General features: G+C 62.8%; 19 protein-coding genes and 1 pseudogene. 15 read left to right on the top strand and 5 right to left on the bottom strand.

What is annotated here, in order from left to right:
• Positions 1-501: 501 nt before the first annotated feature.
• A complete protein-coding gene (locus tag B5527_RS33240; RefSeq protein ID WP_154072651.1) occupies positions 502-888 on the bottom strand; it encodes a hypothetical protein in 387 nt (128 codons plus the stop codon).
• A gap of 1,275 nt (positions 889-2,163) precedes the next feature.
• On the opposite strand from B5527_RS33240, the gene B5527_RS33235 reads away from it, so the two are divergent.
• The 4 genes from B5527_RS33235 to B5527_RS46785 all read left to right on the top strand — a co-directional run bounded on the left by B5527_RS33235 (position 2,164) and on the right by B5527_RS46785 (position 5,045).
• On the top strand, positions 2,164-3,225 hold the full coding sequence (locus B5527_RS33235) for an amidohydrolase family protein (RefSeq protein WP_079607700.1): 1,062 nt from the start codon (positions 2,164-2,166) through the stop codon (positions 3,223-3,225).
• Between the two features lie 19 nt (positions 3,226-3,244).
• Positions 3,245-4,357, top strand: coding sequence for an amidohydrolase family protein (locus B5527_RS33230; RefSeq protein ID WP_079605263.1), 1,113 nt, complete (start codon positions 3,245-3,247; stop codon positions 4,355-4,357).
• A gap of 5 nt (positions 4,358-4,362) precedes the next feature.
• Complete coding sequence (locus B5527_RS33225; RefSeq protein ID WP_079605262.1) at positions 4,363-4,776, top strand: Rieske (2Fe-2S) protein; 414 nt, start codon at positions 4,363-4,365, stop codon at positions 4,774-4,776.
• 62 nt (positions 4,777-4,838) lie between these two features.
• Positions 4,839-5,045 (top strand): hypothetical protein, encoded by a 207-nt coding sequence (locus tag B5527_RS46785; protein WP_079607699.1) that lies wholly within the window; start codon positions 4,839-4,841, stop codon positions 5,043-5,045.
• 71 nt (positions 5,046-5,116) lie between these two features.
• Here B5527_RS46785 and B5527_RS47215 read toward each other — a convergent pair.
• The 3 genes and pseudogenes from B5527_RS47215 to B5527_RS33205 form a co-directional block, all read right to left on the bottom strand.
• A pseudogene (locus B5527_RS47215) lies at positions 5,117-5,440 on the bottom strand (isochorismatase family protein); the annotation flags it as partial.
• Positions 5,441-5,467: 27 nt separating this feature from the next.
• Positions 5,468-6,319 (bottom strand): SDR family NAD(P)-dependent oxidoreductase, encoded by an 852-nt coding sequence (locus B5527_RS33210; RefSeq protein ID WP_079605261.1) that lies wholly within the window; start codon positions 6,317-6,319, stop codon positions 5,468-5,470.
• Between the two features lie 226 nt (positions 6,320-6,545).
• Positions 6,546-6,929: a winged helix-turn-helix domain-containing protein gene (locus B5527_RS33205; protein ID WP_079607698.1), complete on the bottom strand. Its 384-nt coding sequence runs from the start codon at positions 6,927-6,929 to the stop codon at positions 6,546-6,548.
• Positions 6,930-7,033: 104 nt separating this feature from the next.
• Between B5527_RS33205 and B5527_RS33200 the strand changes: the two genes are divergently transcribed.
• The 3 genes from B5527_RS33200 to B5527_RS33190 all read left to right on the top strand — a co-directional run bounded on the left by B5527_RS33200 (position 7,034) and on the right by B5527_RS33190 (position 10,632).
• The gene (locus B5527_RS33200) at positions 7,034-8,158 is read left to right on the top strand and encodes an alkene reductase (RefSeq protein ID WP_079605260.1); all 1,125 of its coding nucleotides are present in this window, start codon (positions 7,034-7,036) and stop codon (positions 8,156-8,158) included.
• Positions 8,159-8,343: 185 nt separating this feature from the next.
• The gene (locus B5527_RS33195) at positions 8,344-8,826 is read left to right on the top strand and encodes a GFA family protein (protein WP_079605259.1); all 483 of its coding nucleotides are present in this window, start codon (positions 8,344-8,346) and stop codon (positions 8,824-8,826) included.
• Positions 8,827-8,973: 147 nt separating this feature from the next.
• Positions 8,974-10,632, top strand: coding sequence for a thiamine pyrophosphate-binding protein (locus B5527_RS33190; protein WP_245332359.1), 1,659 nt, complete (start codon positions 8,974-8,976; stop codon positions 10,630-10,632).
• A gap of 890 nt (positions 10,633-11,522) precedes the next feature.
• On the opposite strand, the gene B5527_RS33185 is transcribed toward B5527_RS33190, so the two are convergent.
• Positions 11,523-12,911, bottom strand: coding sequence for an LLM class flavin-dependent oxidoreductase (locus tag B5527_RS33185; RefSeq protein WP_079605258.1), 1,389 nt, complete (start codon positions 12,909-12,911; stop codon positions 11,523-11,525).
• 264 nt (positions 12,912-13,175) lie between these two features.
• Here B5527_RS33185 and B5527_RS33180 point away from each other — a divergent pair, with 264 nt between their 5' ends.
• From B5527_RS33180 to B5527_RS33145, 8 genes are all read left to right on the top strand, one after another.
• Positions 13,176-13,466, top strand: coding sequence for a DUF1778 domain-containing protein (locus B5527_RS33180; protein ID WP_079605257.1), 291 nt, complete (start codon positions 13,176-13,178; stop codon positions 13,464-13,466).
• Positions 13,463-13,972 (top strand): GNAT family N-acetyltransferase, encoded by a 510-nt coding sequence (locus B5527_RS33175; RefSeq protein ID WP_079605256.1) that lies wholly within the window; start codon positions 13,463-13,465, stop codon positions 13,970-13,972. Before B5527_RS33180 ends, B5527_RS33175 begins: the two co-directional genes overlap by 4 nt.
• A 90-nt stretch (positions 13,973-14,062) precedes the next feature.
• Positions 14,063-15,445 carry a M20 family metallopeptidase gene (locus B5527_RS33170; protein ID WP_079605255.1) on the top strand — a complete coding sequence of 461 codons (1,383 nt, stop codon included), beginning with the start codon at positions 14,063-14,065 and terminating at the stop codon, positions 15,443-15,445.
• A gap of 24 nt (positions 15,446-15,469) precedes the next feature.
• Positions 15,470-16,771 carry an MFS transporter gene (locus tag B5527_RS33165; protein WP_079605254.1) on the top strand — a complete coding sequence of 434 codons (1,302 nt, stop codon included), beginning with the start codon at positions 15,470-15,472 and terminating at the stop codon, positions 16,769-16,771.
• A gap of 157 nt (positions 16,772-16,928) precedes the next feature.
• Complete coding sequence (locus tag B5527_RS33160; RefSeq protein WP_079605253.1) at positions 16,929-17,846, top strand: amino acid ABC transporter substrate-binding protein; 918 nt, start codon at positions 16,929-16,931, stop codon at positions 17,844-17,846.
• A gap of 319 nt (positions 17,847-18,165) precedes the next feature.
• A complete protein-coding gene (locus tag B5527_RS33155) occupies positions 18,166-18,897 on the top strand; it encodes an amino acid ABC transporter permease (RefSeq protein WP_079605252.1) in 732 nt (243 codons plus the stop codon).
• A gap of 9 nt (positions 18,898-18,906) precedes the next feature.
• Positions 18,907-19,599, top strand: coding sequence for an amino acid ABC transporter permease (locus B5527_RS33150; RefSeq protein WP_079605251.1), 693 nt, complete (start codon positions 18,907-18,909; stop codon positions 19,597-19,599).
• Positions 19,600-19,609: 10 nt separating this feature from the next.
• Positions 19,610-20,338, top strand: coding sequence for an amino acid ABC transporter ATP-binding protein (locus tag B5527_RS33145; RefSeq protein WP_079605250.1), 729 nt, complete (start codon positions 19,610-19,612; stop codon positions 20,336-20,338).
• Positions 20,339-20,376 lie beyond the last annotated feature (38 nt).

The raw sequence follows: 20,376 nt of genomic DNA, 5'->3' as shown, positions 1-20,376 counted from the left end.
CCGAAATTGCAGCCGGCATTTTCTAGCTTTATTCTACGCAACTGAACATGACTCTCACTTTTCGTCATGGCCGGGCAACAGCGCGAAGCGCGTCTTCGCGCTAGATGTCCCGGCCATCCACGCCTTTCTTGCCGCCGCCGCTACAAGTCGTGAATGCCCGGACGTCTAAAGCGTGATGAGATGAAGTTAGATTGAGCTGCGGCGCAGCCGAAACTTTACCTCTCCCATAGGGAGAGGTCGGCGCGTAGCGCCGGGTGAGGGGTTGCAGTCTATCGTTGGTGCAGCACCCCCTCACCCGATTTGCGGAGTTTATCATCGGGCGGCGCTTCGCGCCGACCCGTTGGCAAATCGACCGCTCCCCGCTGGGGAGAGGTGAAGGGCACACCGATTCAAATTACCAACTTGCTCTAGCGCGAAGCAAAAACGGCTCTTTCGAAAAAGACCCGTCGCTATGATTCAAACGGAAGGCATCTTACAAGTTGGCCGGGAGCCCACCGCTACTCAAAAATTGGAGCAGACCGACACGATCCCGGTGCGCGTGCACGGCAATCCCTGATCGGGGTCGAAATACCTCACGGTGCCCTGCGGCGGAACGCAGACCGACATGCCGCCCTCGTCATGGCAACTCATGCCCGAATCCGGATCGATAAAGGTCTTCTCGCGCGCCGTGCTTTGGTATCGCCAGCCCTGCTTGAGCATGCAGCGCTTGTAGTTGCCCGAAGTGACGGCGCCGTTCTCGACAACCCCGTAGCGCTGATCGCAAACCTGCGCCGCAGCCTGCAACTGCGCATCGCTCCACTGGCCTTTGCCCTGCCAGACGTAAGTCGAAGTATCGGCGTGCGCGACCGCGCTCAGCGCGAACAAGCCGGCGAGGATGATTCGTTTCATGGCGGCCTCCATCTGACATTGCAGATGTTGGTCGGCGCCGCCCGCGCGGCCGTTCATCGACGAAAATTAAGATTTGGCAAGGAGGACGCCGTGGCTCGCCACAAAAGAGAGGCGCATCGCTGACGCGGCGGGCGGCCAGTCCACTTCTGTTACCATGTGATTTGCCCGACGGGCTTGCTTCGCGAAAACCTGTCCAGCCCCTTTTGCAAAAATATTCTGTTTTTCCGAAGACCCAAATCACTTTATATCCAGCGCCATCCCGTCCCGATCAGAGGGGCGTTGGCCATCGTCGTGAACGTTGGGGCGGGTTGCGGTGGACGCGGCAGCGTCGGGTGTGCAAGGGATCGCAGGGCGGGTTTCCCGTGAGCGACGACCGGCATGCTGACGAACGATGTTGCTCGCGGACGGCGAAGACGTGTGGTCCTGACGCCTCGACGCCGGCGTCAAGTTTGCGGAAGGCGAGTCGGCCCGACCGGGCGCGGATGAACCAGGTTTCCGCAGATGACGGTGACAAGAAAGCCGATCACCGGGGAGAGCGCGGTATAAGCGGTTAAAACCATTGCGTGCGGGAATGCCGGGTGATTTCCGGTGGCTCGCTGTGAATACTCGTGTGCATACTTACTACCATAGCGCACACGAGGCTGCGGGTGCATCGGGCGCCCGGCATTCCCCACGCCCTCTGTTTTCAGGGCGGAGATTGATTGCAAACCTCGGACGCACTGCGCCGCGAGATCGCGGAGTCATATCTGGAGTTGCTGCGTCATTGCGAGGAGCGAAGCGACGAAGCAATCCATGCAGCAACAAAAAGAAAGAATGGATTGCTTCGCGGAGCCTGTCATCGGGCGCGCATTCGCGCGACCCGTTGGCTCGCAATGACGGTCTTGCATCCACTTGCGCCTTGGCTATTGAAAATTGAATCTGATGCGGCCGATGCCATTGCTAGGCGGCCTTCACCTCTCCCCTTGCGGGAGAGGTCGGATCGCATCGGCAGATGCGATCCGGGTGAGGGGTTATGCTTTCACGATAGACCTGAACCCCTCACCCCAGCCTTACAGAGCGAGCTTCGCTCGTCTCGATCCCACAAGGGGAGAGGGAGCCCACCGTCATTGCCGAGACATGGTGCTTCACCACAGCTCACCTGCTTCGCGGAGCCCAATTGCTCCGCTGAGCGGTTTTTGGCCGCTCAACCCTTGCGCTCCCGACGCATCGGCGGCACATTTGGCGCCGAAGCGCGGTATCGAAAAGCCGCCAAAAAACGACATCCGGGAAATGCGCATGGCGGCGACGCGGATCGACTGCGATATCCATCCCGCCATCGGCGGAACCCGCACCACGCTATTGCCTTATCTCGACGACCACTGGAAGGAACAGGTGGTGAGCCGCGCGATCGACGGGCTCGATCTCACCAGCTATCCGCCCAACATGCCGCTGTCCGGCCGCGCCGACTGGCGGCCCGCGCAGGGCAAGCCCGGCAGCGATCTTTCGATGGTGCAGCAGGGCGCGTTCGATCAGCTCGGCGCCAGCCACGCGATCTGCAATGTGCTCTATGGCGCGCAGGCGGTGTACGATCCCTACATGGCGGCGGCCTTCTGCAAGGCAATCAACGACTGGATCGCGGCCGAATGGCTGTCGCGCGACAAGCGGCTGCGGGCCTCGATCGTGGTGCCGATGCAGGCGCCGGATCTGGCGATCGAGGAAATCGAGCGCCGCGCCGGCGACAACCGGTTCGTCTCCGTGCTGGTGCTGGCGCAGGGCGAAAGCCTGCTCGGGCGGCGGCACTACTGGCCGGTCTACCAGGTCGCCGAGAAATACAAGCTGCCGATCGCGATTCACGCCGGCAGCCAGTACCGCGGGGCGCCGAGTTCGACCGGCTGGCCTTCCTATCGCTACGAATATTATCTGGCCGAGGCGCAGGCGTTTCAGGCCCAGATCCTCAGCCTGATCTACGAAGGCGTGTTCCTCAAATTTCCCGGACTCAAGGCGGTGCTGATGGAATCCGGCGTGAGCTGGCTGCCGGCCTTCATGTGGCGCGCCAACAAGACCTGGCGCGGCGTGCGGGTCGAGGTGCCCTGGATCGACCGCGAGCCGGCGGTGATCATGCGCGACCACATTCGCCTGACCACGCAGCCGTTCGACAGTCCACCCGACGCGGCCGGTGTCGCCGACATCATCGATATGATCGACTCGGACAGGATGTTGCTGTTTGCGTCGGATTATCCGCACTGGCAGTTCGACGGCGACGACGCGATACCGCCGCATCTGCCTGCGAGTATCGTTTCGCGAATGTGTTCGGACAATCCGCTGGAAACCTTTCCGCGGCTCTCTCTCGCCGCATAACTTTTCGAAGGAGGATCGCATGAGCGACGTCATCGACCGCCCCGTGTCCGGGCAGGAAGCCTCCGCCAAGAGCCGCCTGCGGATCATCGACTGCGATATTCACCCGAGCCTGCATGCGCGCTCCGACCTCAACCCGTTCCTTTCGAAGCGCTGGCAGGAGCATCTGAAGACCTACGGCGACCATCTGCGCACGCCCTATATGGGCACCACGCCCTATCCGCGATCCTCGCCGCTGATCGCGCGCCGCGATGCGTGGCCGCCGACCGGCGGGCCGCCCGGATCCGATCTCGCTTTCATGCGCAAGCAGCACCTCGACCCGCTCGATATCGAGTTCGGCCTGTTGCAGGTGCTCGACCTCTTCATCTTCTCGCAGCAGAATCTCGATTTCGGCGCCGCGATCCAGCGCGCCGTCAACGACTGGCAGCTGGCGCACTGGACCAGCCGGGAGCCGCGGCTGAAAGCCTCGATCCTGGTCGGACAGGACGACACCGAGGCGGCGATCGCCGAGATCGAGCGTTGCGCCAAGATCGGGCAATATGTGCAGATCAATATTTCGCCGCGCGCCAACGAGCCGCTCGGCCGCCACCGTTATTGGCCGATCTACGCCCGCGCCGAGGAACTCGGCCTGCCGCTCGGCATCCATGTCGGCGGCTATGGCGGTCACGCGCCGACCGGCGGCGGCTGGCCGTCCTATTATGCCGAAGAGCATCAGTCGAATGCGCATTCGATGGCGGCAACGCTGACGAGCCTGGTGATCGAGGGCGTGCCCGAGCGTTTCCCGCGTCTCAAGATCGTGTTCATCGAAGGCGGGTTCGGCTGGATTCCACCGGCGATGTGGCGGATGGACCAGCATTTTGCGCGCTTCCGCGATGAAGTCCCGCATCTGAAGCGACGGCCGTCCGAATATGTGCGGGAGCATTTCTGGTTCACCACGCAGCCGATCGACGAGCCGGACGAGGCAAAACACCTGCGGTCGCTGATCGAATGGGTCGGCGTCGACCGCCTGTTGTTCTCGTCGGATTATCCGCACTGGGATTTCGACGATCCGCGTTTCGCCTTCAAAACCCCGCTGAGCGAAGCGGAACGGGCGAAGATCTTCAACGGCAACGCCCGCGCGCTGTACAAGCTCTGATCGCCATGGCCCGTCACATCGTCGCCCGCACCACAGAGATCCCGCCCGGTGGCAACAAGGTGGTCGGCGTGGAGGGCCGCGACATCGTCGTGTTCCACGTCAATGGCGAGTTCTTCGCGTTGCTCAACCGCTGTCCGCATGCCGGCGCGCCGCTCGACAAGGCGGCATGCGTGGCCCGGCTGACCTCGCCGGAACCGGGGGTCTATCAGCGTTCCCGGGTCGGCGAGTTCCTGCGCTGCGCCTGGCACGGCTGGGAATTCGACATGCGCAACGGGCAATCCTGGTTCGATCCGAAGCGGGTGAAGGTGCGGACCTATCCGGTTGTCATCGAGGATGGCGAAACCCTGGCCAAGGGACCTTACGTGGCCGAGACGTTTCCGGTGCATGTCGAGGACAGCTACGTGATCGTCGAGACGTAGCGGATTGCGCTGCAAGTGCTATAAGCCTGCCGCGGTAGCGTTCTCAAGACAGGTGCGAACGGATGTCAAAGCAATCGATGCGGGAAGAGGCCGAGCGCCTGATCCGTGAAACCATGGAACGCAAGGCCCTTGTGGTGAAGCAGGGCAACACCCGCATCGAGACGGTGTGCGGAAAATGCGGCACACCAAACCGGATCTCGGCCGAAAAAGGCGCAACCCGCGTAAAATTCGCCTGCAAGCAATGCGGACACAAGCAGGAGGCGCTTTGATAGCCGGTCCGCGGTCCCAACCTGGCGCGTCCCGCCAGCAGGTTCAAGAACTCGTCGTGACTGCTTCGCAAAATGAAATCGAGGTTGGTGCTGGAAACTGCGTCGAGACCGCGCTCGCCTTCGATCAGGATGTCCTCGGGCTGCGGCGTTAACGCGTCGACGATGGCGGCACCCCAGGATCCCCTGCGAAAGGCCTTGTTGTCGACGACACCCTTGAGGATTCCATAGGGATGGGTGGTGAGTTCGCCGTAACCCTCGGCAAAACTGATCGGCGCGTGCATCACCGTGGCGCGGCCCTTGTTCGCGACCTCCACCGTGTTGGCGAGCACGTTGTTCCATCGCGGTGTAGTTCGGCGTTCCTCGATCACCTCAAATGGCGCAAGTGCTAAACTCATCTCATCATCGGTTCAAAAACGCGTGAGTTACGACTTCTTCACAAACGCCGCGAACGCTTCGGCAAAATCCGGATGCCAGCGTGAGAGCGCCGGGCGATTCTCGACGATGTCGCCCGCTGCCCAAAGAATACGCCGTTCGTCAAGGCGACGCGGCACATCGTTGTCCGGACACAGGATGTAAAAATCTCCGGCGTCGATGCGTTCGATCATGAAGTCGACGGTTTGCTCCGGCGTCCAGGCCGCTGCTGGCTTCTCCGTACGGCCTTTGGCGGTAAGACCGGTGAAGACGAAGCCCGGAATAAAAAGGTGCGCACTGATCCGGCCGCCGGCCGCGTTGCGCAACTCGTGTTGAAGCGCCTCGGTGAAGGCCTTCACGCCGGCCTTCGAGACGTTGTAAGCGGGATCGCCGGGCGGCGTGGTGATGCCCTGCTTCGACCCGGTGTTGATGATGAGGCCGGGGCGACCACGCTCGATCATGCCGGGCGCAAAAGCCTGTGAGCCATGGATCACGCCCCAGAGGTTCACGCCGAGAACGCGCTGCCAGTTTTGCAGCGGGCCGAACGTCTCGCTGCCCGGCTGGACCCCGGCGTTGTTCATCAGGATATCGGCGCCCCCGAACCGCTCTCGTACCGCGAGTTCCAACCCCGTGACATCTTCGAACCGGCTGACGTCGACGGCAGTGGTCATGATGTCGGCGCCGCCGCCCGGCGCCACCGATGCTATCTTGGCTTCCGCCTCAGCGAGGCGGTCAGTACCGAGATCCGCAATGCACACTTTCATGCCGAGACGAGCGAACCGCATCGCGGCGGCAAGGCCTAATCCGGACGCGCCTCCGGTGATGACGGCGACGTTGTTTGGGGACATGGCTGCGTGGGGCACGTGAGTTCTCCTGATGCGAAGGGATTGCCCTGTTCAATGATCGAATTAGGCCGATGCTGCGAACCTACCACGCACGAAACGGCATGGGAGGTCTTCGTTCGATAGCGATGTCGCCGGTGGCGAGGCCGCTTTGCCGGTTTGGGTGATCGCCGCAGACCGCTTAGGCTTTACCGGCTCGACCGGCCCCGGGGAGCGGCGGCTTTCGACTGCCGCTCCCTTTGTGTTTTCACCGGCTCGCGGCCTTCCTCGGTCGGCCAATGTCCGTCCGCAGCGCCAGAAGATCCTTGCGGACGGCGCTGGTCGCGGCGCGTTCGATCTTCCGGTAGCGCGCGACCAGGGAGATGCCGAACGGCGTCAGCACCGCGCCGCCGCCGTTCTTGCCGCCGGTCTGTCGCTCGACGGCGGCCTGCCTGCAGATGCGATTGATCTCGTCCACCAGATCCCACGCGCGCTTGTACGACATGTCCATCGCGCGGCCCGCGGCCGAAATCGAGCCGCAGGCATGGATATTTTCGAGCAGCTGGATTTTGCCCGGCCCGATGCGACCCTCGGTGTCGAGATCGATGCGAACACTCAGCGACGGAAGCGCCCTAGCGCTGGATTTATGCATGAAACTCATCCTGCTGGTCCGGGGCGTCAGATTGCCATTGAAGGCTTTTGCGAACAAGGCGAACCGGCTACATAATTCGGATCAACTCATTTTCCGGGGCAGACATGAATTTTCGTTCGTTGTTTTCGCCATTGCAGGTCGGTCCCTGCCGGCTCAGCCATCGCGTGGTGATGGCGCCCTTGACGCGGATGCGCGCGGACGGATCGAGCTTCGCGCCCCGCACGCTGAATGCCGAATATTATAGGCAGCGCGCCACGCCGGGCGGCCTCATCATCGCCGAAGCCTCGCCTGTCATGGCGGCGGGGCGCGGCAATCCCGCCACGCCCGGCATCTATTCGGAACAACAGATCAACGGCTGGCGCGACGTCGTCGATGCGGTTCACGCCAAGGGCGGATTGATCTTTCTCCAGCTCTGGCATGTCGGGCGTGTCTCGCATTCCTCGTACCAGCCCGGCGGCGTGCTGCCGGTGGCGCCGTCGGCGGTGCCGATCGCGGGCCTGACGACAATGACGGCTTCCGGAAAACCCGCGCCCTATGAGACCCCGCGCGTGCTCGAGACCGGCGAAATATCGGACGTGATCGAAGGTTTTCGCCAGGGTGCGCGTAACGCCCAACAATGCGGTTTCGACGGCGTCGAGATCCATGGCGCCAACGGCTATTTGATCGAGCAATTCCTGCAGTCGCACACCAATCTGCGCACCGACCGGTATGGCGGCTCGATTGCCAACCGGGCGCGATTTCTGATGGAGATTACGCAGGCCGTCATCGAGGTCTGGGGTGCCGATCGCGTCGGCGTGCGATTGTCTCCGTATGGTGTCGCCAACGGCAGCGGCGAGGCCGATCCGATGCCGCTTTATACCCATGTCATCCAGTCGCTCGATCGGCTCGGCCTCGCCTACCTGCATTTCATCGAGCCGCGCTCCAGCGGTGCGGGGCGCGCCGAGGTCAATCATCAGAACGTGCCTTCGGCGATGGTGCTGTTCCGGCCGATCTGGCGCGGCGTGCTGATCACGGCCGGCGGTTTTACGGGCGAGACGGCGGAAGCAGCGATCGCCGCGGGCCACGCCGACGCCATCTCGTTCGGCCGCATCTTCATTTCCAATCCCGACCTCCCGCAACGCCTGCAACATGGCTATCCGCTGACGCCCTATAACCGGGCGACCTTCTACGGCGGCGAGGAGGTTGGCTATACCGATTATCCGGTCCATGGTGAGATGGAGCGGGCGTAATGTCATTCCGGGGCGATGCAAAGCATCGAACCCGGAATCTCGAGATTCCCCGATGTGCAATTGCACATCTGAGGTCTGGTGCTTACGCACCATCCACGATGCGCAATTGCGCATCGGGGAATGACGGCGTCAGGATTGCTTCGTCGCCTTGTTTCTCGCAATGCCGGCCAACACGGGAAGCGTGAATGACAAATGCCGCGAAGGGAGTCGGGATTTCCACCGGCCAGTGCCTGTGCGGCCAGGTCTGTTTCGAGATCGACACGCCGGCGCGCTGGGCCTTTCACGACCATTCGCCTGGCAGCCGCCGCGCGCACGGCGCGGCGTATGCGACCTATGTCGGAAGCTGGCGCAAGCGTTTTCGCATCACCAAGGGCCAGGCCGGAATCACGCGCTTCGACGACAAGGTCGCGAAAGCCGTGCGCAGCTTTTGCGCGCGATGCGGCACGCCGCTGTTTTACGAACGCGCGCGCTCGCCGCACATGGTGAACATTCCGCGCGCGCTGTTCGCAGGCCGCACCGGCCGCCAGCCGCTCTATCATATCGCCATCGAGGAATTGCAGGAGTGGGCCTATACCGGCGAGCCGCTGGTGCCGCTGAAGGGTTTTCCCGGCGTGGTCTGGCAGCGCTCGAAAAGGAAGAAGCGCGCCGATCATGAAGGGATGTTTTGAGCCGGGCACCGCCGGTTCGCGATGTCGAGGCCACGGCGTCGCCGGCGCAGGGCAGCCATGAGCGCGCTTCCTTGATCTCACTGTGCTGGATCGGTCATGATGCGCTTGATCCCGGCGGTAATGGCCGCGGGATGGAGGAGACCTCTTATGAATCGCATCACCGGCCGCTCGGCGTTCCTCGCATTGCTGAGGGACGAGGGCATCACGCATCTGTTCGGCAATCCCGGCACCACCGAACTGCCGATCATGCACGCGCTGAAGGACCATCCCGACCTCACTTATGTGATGGCGATGCAGGAAAGCCTGGTGGTCGCGATCGCCGATGGTTACAGCCGGGCCTCGGGCCGCCTCGTCGCCTGCAACGTCCATGTCGCGCCCGGGCTCGGCAATGCGATGGGCTCGCTCTACAACGCAAGTTTCACCGGCACGCCGATGATCCTGACCGCCGGCCAGCAAGAGCAGGGTCACGGCCTGACCGAACCGCTGCTGTACGGCCCGTTGGTCCGGATGGCCGAGCCGCTTGTAAAATGGGCGGTCGAGGTCACAAGGCTCGAGGACCTGCCGCGGATCGTGCGCCGCGCCGCCAAGATCGCGACCACGCCGCCGACCGGCCCGGTGTTCATCTCGCTGCCCGGCGATATCCTCAATTCCGAAGCCGGCATTGAACTCGGACGCTCGACCCGCGTCGATACCCGCGTAAAACCTTCCGACGAGGCGTTGCAGGCGCTGGCGGCGCGTATCCTGAAAGCGCAACGCCCGGTCATCATTGCCGGCGACGAAATCGTCAAGAGCGATGCGCTGCGCGAAGCTGCCCAGCTGGCGGCCACGCTCGGTTGTCCTGCGTATCAGCAATCAGCGCCATACGGCGCGCATTTCCTGTCGGAAAGCCCGTGCTTCATGGGGGCGCTGTCGCGCTCGCAGCCGCAGGTGCGCGAGGTGCTGTCGCCCTACGATCTCATGATCGTGCTGGGCGCCGACCCTTTGCGGATGTCGGTTCACAGCGAGGTCGATCCACTGCCGGAAGGCCTGCCGATCCTGCAGATCGGCCTGGTCGACTGGGATCTCGCCAAGAACTACGGCGCCGAGATCGCCGTGAAAGCCGATGTGAAGGAGACGCTGCGCGCGCTGATTCCGGCGCTGAAAGCCGCCGGCGGCGCCGCGCTCGAGACGCGCGCAAGGCAGGGGATCGCGGCGCTCACGTCGAAGAACTGGACGGCGCGGCGCGCGACCCTGGTCGAGCAAATCTCGAAAGCGAAGGATCGCTCGCCGATCGATCCGGATTTTCTCGCGCTGCAGGTGGTCGAGGCGATGCCCGACAACGCCATTCTGGTCGATGAGGGACTGACATCCTCGCGGCAGATGCTGGCGCTGCGCCCGCATCGCGATCGCTACGGCTATCATGCGCTGGCCTCCGGCGGCATCGGCTGGGGATTGCCGGCCTCGGTCGGCGTCAGCTTGGCGAATCCGGACCGGCCGGTGGTGTGTTACTCCGGCGACGGCAGCGCGATGTATTCGATCCAGGCGCTGTGGACCGCGGCACATCACAAGCTGCCGCTGACGGTGGTGATCGTCAACAACGGCGGCTACCGCATCATCAAGCAGCGGCTGCTGGCATTTCATGGTGACGATCATTATGTCGGCATGGATTTCGCCGACCCGCCGGTGGATTTTTGCGGCGTCGCCAAGGCGCTTGGGCTGGAGGCGATGCGGATCACGGAGGCGGGGGATTTGAAATCGACGCTGGCATCGGCATTCAAGCGGCCCGGTGCGAAGTTGATCGAGGTGGTGGTCGACGGCACGGTGTGAGGGAGCCTCGCCTGCTCTCGCTTGCACCGCTTCACAAATGGTCGTCATACTCCGCGAAAGCGGAGTATCCAGTACGCCGCGGCTTATCGATTCAATCACTGGCGTCTCGGAGTACTGGATCGCCCGCCTTCGCGGGCGATGACGGCTGAGGGGTTTGCGACACACTTTCGCGATCTCGCGGCGCAGTGCGTCCGAGGTTTGCAATTAATCTCCGCCCTGAAAACAGAGGGCGTGGGGAATGCCGGGCGCCCGATGCACCCGCAGCCTCGTGTGCGCTATTGGTAGCAAGTATGCACACGAGTATTCACAGCGAGCCACCGGAATCACCCGACATTCCCGCACGCAATGGTTTACGGCTTATACCGTGCTCTCCCCGGTGATCGGCTTTCTTGTCACCGTCGCTTGCAAAAGATTTGCAAACTTGATGCCGGCGTCGAGGCATCAGGACCACACGTCTTCGCCGTCCGCCGCGAGCAACGCCCGTCAAGCGCGCCGCCGCGTCCACCGCATCCCGCCCCGCGTCCGTGACGTCGCGAGCCGCCCCTCTGAGTGGGACGGGACGGGGAGGGATATATTACTGATTTGGGTCAGGCCGCAAGCGATGTTTCTGAAATTCAGAAGTGAGCCAAAATGCCGCGGGTGCGGACTGGGCGAATGCGCGCCCGATGACAGGCTCGGTGGAGCAGTGCGAAGCCGTCATTCCGGGATGGTGCATTAGCACCAGACCTCAGATGTGCAACTGCACATCGGGGAATCTCGAGATTCCGGGTTCGATGCGGAGCCTGTCATCGGGCCGCGCTGCGCGCGGACCCGTTGGCATCGCCCCGGAATGACGCTGAATCGGATTGCTTCGTCGCTTCACTCCTCGCAATGGCGACAAGACCCGCGGTCTACTCGGCCGCCTTCGCCGCCGCGCGCGGGCGATACTGCACCGCCGGATGCGGGGCGGTGAGCCGTGTGCGGCCCGTACCGAACAGTTTTTCGCGCAGCGTTCCTGGCTGGTAGGCGCTCTTGTAACGCCCGCGCCGGACCAGTTCCGGCACCAGCATGTCGGTGATATCCTCGAAATCCCCCGGCGAAATCGCAAACGGGACATTCAGTCCGTCGACGCCGGTCTGATCGAACCAGGCCTCGATCTCGTCGGCGACTTTCCGGGGCGTGCCGACCACGACCGGCCCGATGCCGCCGATGCCGACATGCTGGGCGACCTCGCGCACGGTCCAGACCCGGTCCGGATCGGCGCGGGTGATGTTGTCCATCGCGGTGCGGCCGGCGTCGTTCTGGACGTGGCGCACCTGCTGGTCGAGATCGTAGGTCGAGAAATCGACTCCGGTCCAGCCGGACATCAGCGTCAGCGCGCCCTCGGGACTGATGTGACTGCGATAGTCGGCGTATTTTGCGGTGGCTTCGGCTTCGGTGCGGCCGAGAATGATCGTCATCATACTGAACATCAGGATTTCAGCCGGGTTGCGGCCGGCTTTTGCGGCGAGTTCACGAATCGCGGCCACGCGCGGCGCGATGATTTTGGCCGAGGGACCCGACATGAACACGCATTCGGCATGCTCCGCCGCGAATTGCCGTCCGCGCGGCGAGGTGCCGGCCTGGTACAGCACGGGGGTGCGTTGCGGCGACGGCTCGCAGAGGTGGATGGCATCGACGCGGTAGTTGTTTCCTTCGTGAACGACGCGATGCACTTTCGCGGGATCGGCGAAGATTCCCCGCGCGCGATCACGCAGCGCCGCGTCGTCCTCCCAGCTTCCTTCCCAGAGCTTGTAGACCACCTCCATATATTCGTCGGCGACGTCGTAACGATCGTCATGCGCGGCCTGCTTGTCCTTACCGGCGCCGCGCGCGGCGCTGTCGAGATAGCCGGTCACCACGTTCCAGCCGATCCGCCCTTCGGTGAGATGATCCAGCGTCGACATCCGCCGGGCAAATGTGTAGGGCGGCTCGTAGGACAGGTTGGAGGTCACGCCGAAGCCGAGATTCTCGGTCACGGCAGCCATCGCCGGAATCAGCAGCAACGGGTCGTTGGCCGGGGTCTGCGTGGCGTTGCGCAACGCTGCATCCGGGCTGCCGCCGAACACGTCGTAGACGCCGAGCACATCCGCCAGGAACAGGCCGTCGAACCGGCCGCGCTCGAGCGTTTTCGCCAGATCGATCCAGTAGGGCAGGCGGTTATAGTCGGCGGTGCGGTCGCGCGGATGGGTCCATAGCCCCGGCGATTGATGCGCGACGCAGTTCATGGCGAAGGCGTTGAGTCGGATTTGTTTTGTCATGGTCTGGCGACTTTCAGCGCGACGCTTGTGAAGAGACTATCGCCCGGCCTGCGTGAAGAAAATCGATGATTTGGTGGTCGATACAAGTTCCAGGAACGATCAAATAGCATGATGGCTTCGACATATCTCGGAGAGACAGCGCGGGAACGATTTTTGGACCCGGCCATCTACCAATATTCTGTTGCACATATGATTTTAACGGGAGTCGGCAGGGCTTGCTTGTCATGACATTGTCTGGCAATATCCACGAGCTCAGGAGATAAAATGACCCAGCGCACCAATCGAACGGAAAAGCTTGATCTTCGGCTGAGCCGGGCCGCGAAAAAGACCCTACAGGCAGCCGCGGCCGCCGAACGCAAGTCGGTCAGCGAATTCGTGCTCGACACCGCGCTGAGCGAAGCCGAGGAGCGGCTCGCCGACCGCCGGGTTTTCACGCTTGACGCCAAAGGATGGGACGCCTTTGTCGCCGCGCTCGATGCGCCGCCGAGCCGTCACGCGCGTCTTGAGAGATTGTTTCGCGAGCCTTCCGCGTTCGATCCCAAAAACGAGCCGTGACGCACGCGCTTCATATCGTGAAATTGCATCGCACCCACAACGTCGAGCAATTCACCTGCGGGCAACCGGAGCTCGATCGCTTCCTGATACGTCACGCGTTGCAGGCGCAGCAATCAAATTCGTCGCAGACTTATGTCGCGTTGAGCGACAGTGAAGTCGTCGGTTTCTATACAATCGTTGCCGGCGAAGTTCAGCACGCGCAAGCTCCTCAGCGCGTCGTCAAGGGCATGTCCCGCCATCCGATCCCGTTGCTGGTGCTCGCGCGCCTCGCTGTCCATTCCAATGCACAAGGCCGTGGTCTTGGCTCCGGGCTGCTGCTCGACGCGCTCGGGCGTACGCTCCAGGTCGCCGATGTGATCGGCGTGCGGGCGCTGGCGGTTCATGCCAAGGACGATCAGGCCGCCGCATTCTACCGGCATTTTGGCTTTGTGCCGTCGCCGACCGACGCACGGCATCTGTTCATGATCATCAAGGATATCCGGCTCGCGGCGGGGTTAAAGCCCTAGGAGATATCGCGCTGTGCCCACTTCCGGCCGGCGGCGTATCCCGATACGCTGAGGGCGTTCGAAAAAGCTCGCGGCCCGCGAAAGGAAGACATGACCAGAACCGATGCTATCGCCCGGGCGCAGGAATATCTTCATTCCGGCGCGTTTCTCCGTGAACTCGACCGCAGGGTCGCCTATCCCACCGAAAGCCAGAATCCCGAACGGCGCGACTGCCTGCGCGGCTACCTCGAACAGGAACTGCAGCCGGCTTTCGCGCAACTCGATTTCTCGACACGATTGATCGAATCCCCGAGCGGGAAGCATCCTTATCTGCTGGCCGAATATCGCGAGAACGCCTCGGCGCCTACGGTCCTGATGTACGGTCACGGCGACGTCGTCGACGGCATGGTCGGCGAATGGCGGGACAATCTCGATCCGTGGCGGACGACCACGTCAGGCAATCGTGTCTATGGCCGTGGCACCGCCGACAACAAGGGACAACACAGCATCAATCTGTCGGCGCTTCGCGCCGTGCGCGAGGCGCGCGGCGGAAGGATCGGCTTCAACGCCAAATTCATCGTTGAGATGGGCGAGGAGATCGGCTCGCCGGATCTGCGCCAGGTCTGCGAATCCCTGCGCGAGGAACTCAAGGCCGACCTGTTTCTGGCCTCCGACGGGCCCCGGCTTGCCGCCGATCGTCCCACCATCTTCCTCGGCTGCCGCGGCGGCGTGCGGATTCATCTGGATGTGAATTTGCGCGACGGCTCGCACCATTCCGGCAACTGGGGCGGCGTGCTTGCCAATCCCGCGACCATCCTCGCCAGCGCGATCGCCACGCTGGTCGACGGCAAGGGACACCTGTTGCTGGACGAGTTGAAGCCGCCGCGGCTTTCGAACCAGATTCGCGCGGTCCTGGCCGACGTCAAGATCGAGCCGACGGCCGGCGAGCCGACGCTGTCGGAGAATTGGGGCGAGGAGGGGTTTTCAGCCGCCGAACGGCTTTATGCCTGGAATACGCTCGAAGTGCTGGCGATGTCGTCCGGCAATATCGAGAAGCCAGCCAACGCCATTCCGGGACGCGCGCAAGCGGTGCTGCAGCTTCGCTTCGTCGTCGGCACCAGGGTCGACAAAGCCGTCGATGTGATCCGCGCGCGTCTGGATGCCGGCGGCTTTCCGATGGTCGAGGTGCGCGCGACGCAAAGTTTTGCCGCCTCGCGAACCGATTTCGACAGCCCCTGGGTCAACTGGACGGCGCAGTCGATCCGGCAGACCACCGGAAAAGCGCCCGCGGTGCTGCCGAATTTCGGCGGGTCGCTGCCCAACGACGTGTTTTCCGATGCACTGGGGTTGCCGACGATCTGGGTGCCGCACTCCTATCCGGGCTGCTCCCAGCACGCGCCCGACGAACACATTCTGCTCGGGGTGACCGAGGAAGCGTTGGGCATCATGGCGGGGTTGTTCTGGGATTTGGGCGAGATGCCGCGCGCCTTGTAGCGTCCAACATGAATGGGGCCTGGAATGACGGTATCGGCGCCGGTCGAATTGTCGGGAGTGTCGCAGGCGACTCAACGGAAGAATATCAGCGGGCTCATCGCCGCGGTTTCGATCGGCAACGCGCTGGAATGGTATGACATCGCCATCTACGGCTATTTCGCGGTCTATGTTTCGAAGGCATTTTTCCCGAACAACGATCCGACGACGTCGCTGCTTCTGACCTACGGCACCTTCGGACTGTCGTTCCTGGTTCGCCCGATCGGCGGCGTGGTCCTCGGCGCCTATGCCGACCGTCATGGCCGCAAGGCTTCGCTGATGGTTTCCATCGTCATGATGACGGTCGGAACGTCGGTCATCGCTTTCATGCCGGCCTATGAGACCGTCGGCATTCTGGCGCCGATCGCCGTTCTGACCGCCCGCCTGGTGCAGGGTTTTTCGGCCGGCGGTGAGTTCGGAAGTTCGACCGCGTTTCTGGTGGAGCATCGGCCGGACCGCCGCGGGTTCGTCGCGAGCTGGCAATTTGCCAGCCAGGGGCTGTCCAATCTGCTGGCGTCCGCGTTCGGCGTCGGCCTCACCTCATGGATGACGCCGGCCGAGATGCAATCGTGGGCCTGGCGCATTCCATTCCTGTTCGGGATCCTGGTCGGACCGGTCGGCATCTACATCCGTAACCATCTCGAGGACGCCACCGCGCCGCCCGCCGCGAAACAGGCCTCTCCGGTCAGGCAGGTCTTGCTGCACCAGAAGCTTCGCGTGGTGCTCGGGATCGGCGCGCTCGCGATATCGACCGCGATCAACTACCTGATCGTCTACATGCCGACCTACGTGGTCAAGACACTGAGCCTGCCGCCGATCGTCGGATTTACGGCGACGTTCGTGGGAGGATTCGTGGTCACGTTCCTTACCCCGGTCGCCGGCATGATCTCCGACAAGATCGGGCGCACCACCCACATGATTGCGGTCAACCTGCTGCTGCTGGTCTCGATCTATCCGGCGTTCCTCCTGATTACCAGGCATCCGACACCGACGGTGATCGTTGCCGCGGTGTTCTGGCTGTCGACCCTGAAATCGCTGTACTACGGACCGCTCGCGGCATTGATGTCGGAACTGCTTCCGGCCGCGACACGGGCCACCGGCCTCGGCCTCGGCTATAACATCGGCGTCACGCTGTTTGGCGGCATGGGGCCGGTGATCATGACCTGGCTCGGCACCATCGCCCTGATCGGTGATCTTGCGCCCGGCTACTACCTGACCCTTGTCGGCATGGTGAGCCTGTCCGCGCTGATTACCATCCGAAGGACTTCCGCGGACTCGCAGGGGGCGTGACCGAGTGGCGCAGCCGGCTTGAGTCCGCCGAAAATCGGCGGCGCATCCCCTGTCATGCCAGGCCGTTTTGAGGGTCGTATGGCCGCCGAAAGTCACATTCTATTCCGGCCCGGTTTATGCAAGCATTGCCGCAGTCGTCCAAACGGGGAGAGCACAAATGAAACATTTGCGTATGATGGGCCTTGGACTCGCCGCTGCGCTGTGCGCGGGGCAGGCCCATGCCGAGGAACTGACGGGGACATTGAAGAACATCAAGGAAACCGGCGCCATTACGCTGGGCTTTCGCGACTCGTCGATCCCGTTTTCCTATCTGGACGACAGCCAGAAGCCGATCGGCTTTGCGATGGACATTTGCTACAAGATCGTCGACGCCGTGAAGAAGGAGCTCAAGCTCGACAAGCTCGAGGTCAAGCTCAATCCGGTGACGTCGTCGACCCGCATTCCCCTGCTGGCCAACGGCACCATCGACCTCGAATGCGGATCGACCACCAACAATGCCGACCGCCAGAAGCAGATTGCCTTCACCAACACGCACTTCCTGACCGCGAGCCGTTTCGTCTCGAAGAAGTCGAACAAGATCAACTCGATCGACGACCTCAAGGGCAAGTCCGTGGTCTCGACCTCCGGCACCACCAACATCAAGCAGCTCACCGAAGCCAACGCCGCCCGCAACCTCGGCGTCAACATCATCCCGGCCAAGGATCACGCCGAGGCGTTCCTGATGGTGGAGACCGACCGCGCGGTGGCGTTTGTGATGGACGATATCCTGCTCGCGAGCCTCGTCGCCGGATCGAAAGAGCCGGACGCCTACGTGATCTCGACCGACGCGTTTTCGAAACCGGAGCCCTACGGCATCATGCTGCGCAAGGACGATCCCGCGTTCAAGAAGGTGGTCGACGGCGCCACCGCGGCGCTGTACCAGAGCGGCGAGGGCCAGAAGCTGTATGACAAATGGTTCATGCAGAAAATCCCGCCGAAGGGATTGAACCTCAATACGCCGATCGGAGCGGAGCTGAAGCACGAGTTCGCAAAGCCGTCGGATTCGCCGGATCCGGCGTCGTATACGGCGAAGTGAGGCGGCTCGGTTCGTGGGATGAGAGCATGATGCCTTCGAGTAGGAGGACCACGCGAGCGAGTTCTGATCACCTCGCCCCGCTTGCGGGGAGAGGTCGAAATTCGAGCGACGCTCGAATTTCGGGTGAGGGGGACTCTCCGCGAGTCATGCTCGTGGAGAGAGCCCCTCACCCGACTTCGCCGAGTGGCTTCGCCGGGGCAAGCCCCGACCCTCTCAGAGCGAGCTCCGCTCGTCTCGACCCCGTGAAGAACGGGGAGAGGGGGAAGTACTCGATCGGCACCGCGCATTCGTCTCATCGCGCTAGCGCACGGAAGGCCCTGTGAACTATCACTGGAACTGGCGCATTTTCTGGGAGCCGGCCCCTAACGGGACCGGCACCTATCTCGACATGCTGCTGTCGGGGCTGGTGCTGACGATCGAAACCGCGCTTTGCGCCTGGATCATTGCGCTGGTGTTCGGGTCGATTGTCGGCGTGCTGCGCACGCTGCCGTCGAAGGCGGCATCGTGGGCCGGCTTCGCCTATGTCGAATTCTTCCGCAACATGCCGCTTTTGGTCCAGCTGTTTCTGTGGTTCTTCGTGCTGCCGGAAATCCTCCCGCAGGCGTGGGGACTGTGGCTGAAGCAGATGCCCAACGCGCCGTTCTATACCGCGGCGGTCGGCATCGGGCTGTTCATGTCGGCGCGCGTCGCCGAACAGTTGCGCGCCGGCATCGGATCGCTGCCGCGCGGACAAAAGCTGGCCGCGACCGCGCTCGGGCTGACCACCGCGCAGACCTACCGCTATGTGCTGCTGCCGATGGCGTTTCGCATCATCCTGCCGCCGCTCACTTCCGAGTTCCTCAACACCATCAAGAACACCTCGGTGGCGATCACTATCGGCCTGATCGAGTTGACCGGCGAGGCGCGCGCCATGCAGGAGTTTTCCTTTCAGGTGTTCGAAGCCTTCACCGCCGCGACGGTTCTGTACCTGCTGGTCAACATCGTCGTCGTCATCGCCATGCGGTTTCTCGAGCGCGGGCTGGCGGTCCCCGGCTACATCTCGGGGAAGTGAGCCGCGCCGATGTTCGCCAATTTCGACTTCGACGTCATCCGCCGCTCGCTCGGTTATCTGTTTTTTGACGGCATGACGTTCACGCTGACGCTGACGGGGCTGGCCGCACTGGGCGGCCTGGTCTTCGGCACGCTGATCGCGCTGATGCGGTTGTCGGGCTTCAGGGTGCTCGGCCGCATCGCCGGCCTCTATGTCGACCTGATGCGGTCGCTGCCGCTGGTGCTGGTGATCTTCTGGTTCTATTTCCTGGTGCCCTATATCGGGCAGTGGCTGACGGGATCGTCGCGGCCGGTTCACGTCGGCGCGTTCACCTCCTCGCTCGTCACCTTCGTCATGTTCGAGGCGGCGTATTTTTCCGAAATCATGCGCGCCGGCATCCAGTCGATCTCCAAAGGACAACCCGCGGCAGCCCAGGCGCTCGGCCTGACCTATGGCCAGACCATGCGCTACGTCGTGCTGCCGCAGGCGTTCCGCAACATGCTGCCGGTGCTGCTGACCCAGACCATCGTGCTGTTCCAGGACACCTCATTGGTCTACGTGCTGTCGATCACCGATTTTCTGGGCGCGGCGAGCAAGGTCGCGCAGCGCGACGGCCGGCTGGTCGAAATGTACCTGTTCGCCGCCGTGGTCTATTTCGCAATTTCCTTCGCAGCGTCATTCGGCGTCAGGCGCCTGCAGACCCGCATCGCCTTCGTCCATTAGCGAGACCTTGATGATCGAGATCAGCCACGTTGATAAATGGTACGCCGGATTTCAGGCGCTGAAGGATTGCACCACCAGCGTCGCCAAGGGCGAGGTGGTGGTGGTGTGCGGTCCATCGGGCTCGGGAAAGTCGACGCTGATCAAATGCGTCAATGCGCTTGAGCCGTTCCAGAAGGGCGAGATCATTCTCGACGGCATCAGGCTCAACGACCCGAAAACCGATCTGCCGAAGCTGCGCGCCCGAGTCGGCATGGTGTTCCAGCATTTTGAACTGTTCCCGCACCTGAAAATCATCGAGAATCTTTGCCTGGCGCAGGAGAAGGTGCTGGGACGGTCGCATGAGGCCGCGATGGCGAAGGCCTCAAAACTGCTCGACCGCGTCGGGCTCAAGGATCACGCCCGCAAATATCCCGCCGAATTGTCCGGCGGCCAGCAGCAGCGCGTCGCGATTGCGCGTGCGCTGGCGATGGATCCGATCGCCATGCTGTTCGACGAGCCGACCTCGGCGCTCGACCCCGAAATGATCAGCGAAGTGCTCGACGTCATGGTCGACCTCGCCCGCGAGGGCATGACCATGATGGTCGTGACCCACGAGATGGGCTTTGCCAGCAAGGTGGCGCACCGGGTGATTTTCATGGACCAGGGCGAAATCGTCGAGGACGCGCTCAAGACCGATTTCTTCGGCAGCCCCCGCAGCGACCGCGCGCAGAAGTTTTTGTCGAAGATTCTGTCGCATTGAAGCACAATGTCATTCCGGGATGGTCCGAAGGACCAGAC

The sequence above is a fragment of the Bradyrhizobium erythrophlei genome, from assembly GCF_900129425.1.
Classification (GTDB): domain Bacteria; phylum Pseudomonadota; class Alphaproteobacteria; order Rhizobiales; family Xanthobacteraceae; genus Bradyrhizobium; species Bradyrhizobium erythrophlei_C.
This window is presented reverse-complemented; position numbering and strand designations above follow the sequence as displayed.

What these genes read in the sequence shown, in the direction of transcription:
- B5527_RS33240 (WP_154072651.1), bottom strand. Translation starts at nt 888, where the DNA reads ATGAAACGAATCATCCTCGCCGGCTTGTTCGCGCTGAGCGCGGTCGCG.
- B5527_RS33235 (WP_079607700.1), top strand. Translation starts at nt 2,164, where the DNA reads ATGGCGGCGACGCGGATCGACTGCGATATCCATCCCGCCATCGGCGGA.
- B5527_RS33230 (WP_079605263.1), top strand. Translation starts at nt 3,245, where the DNA reads ATGAGCGACGTCATCGACCGCCCCGTGTCCGGGCAGGAAGCCTCCGCC.
- B5527_RS33225 (WP_079605262.1), top strand. Translation starts at nt 4,363, where the DNA reads ATGGCCCGTCACATCGTCGCCCGCACCACAGAGATCCCGCCCGGTGGC.
- B5527_RS46785 (WP_079607699.1), top strand. Translation starts at nt 4,839, where the DNA reads ATGTCAAAGCAATCGATGCGGGAAGAGGCCGAGCGCCTGATCCGTGAA.
- B5527_RS33205 (WP_079607698.1), bottom strand. Translation starts at nt 6,929, where the DNA reads ATGCATAAATCCAGCGCTAGGGCGCTTCCGTCGCTGAGTGTTCGCATC.
- B5527_RS33200 (WP_079605260.1), top strand. Translation starts at nt 7,034, where the DNA reads ATGAATTTTCGTTCGTTGTTTTCGCCATTGCAGGTCGGTCCCTGCCGG.
- B5527_RS33195 (WP_079605259.1), top strand. Translation starts at nt 8,344, where the DNA reads ATGACAAATGCCGCGAAGGGAGTCGGGATTTCCACCGGCCAGTGCCTG.
- B5527_RS33190 (WP_245332359.1), top strand. Translation starts at nt 8,974, where the DNA reads ATGAATCGCATCACCGGCCGCTCGGCGTTCCTCGCATTGCTGAGGGAC.
- B5527_RS33185 (WP_079605258.1), bottom strand. Translation starts at nt 12,911, where the DNA reads ATGACAAAACAAATCCGACTCAACGCCTTCGCCATGAACTGCGTCGCG.
- B5527_RS33180 (WP_079605257.1), top strand. Translation starts at nt 13,176, where the DNA reads ATGACCCAGCGCACCAATCGAACGGAAAAGCTTGATCTTCGGCTGAGC.
- B5527_RS33170 (WP_079605255.1), top strand. Translation starts at nt 14,063, where the DNA reads ATGACCAGAACCGATGCTATCGCCCGGGCGCAGGAATATCTTCATTCC.
- B5527_RS33165 (WP_079605254.1), top strand. Translation starts at nt 15,470, where the DNA reads ATGACGGTATCGGCGCCGGTCGAATTGTCGGGAGTGTCGCAGGCGACT.
- B5527_RS33160 (WP_079605253.1), top strand. Translation starts at nt 16,929, where the DNA reads ATGAAACATTTGCGTATGATGGGCCTTGGACTCGCCGCTGCGCTGTGC.
- B5527_RS33150 (WP_079605251.1), top strand. Translation starts at nt 18,907, where the DNA reads ATGTTCGCCAATTTCGACTTCGACGTCATCCGCCGCTCGCTCGGTTAT.
- B5527_RS33145 (WP_079605250.1), top strand. Translation starts at nt 19,610, where the DNA reads ATGATCGAGATCAGCCACGTTGATAAATGGTACGCCGGATTTCAGGCG.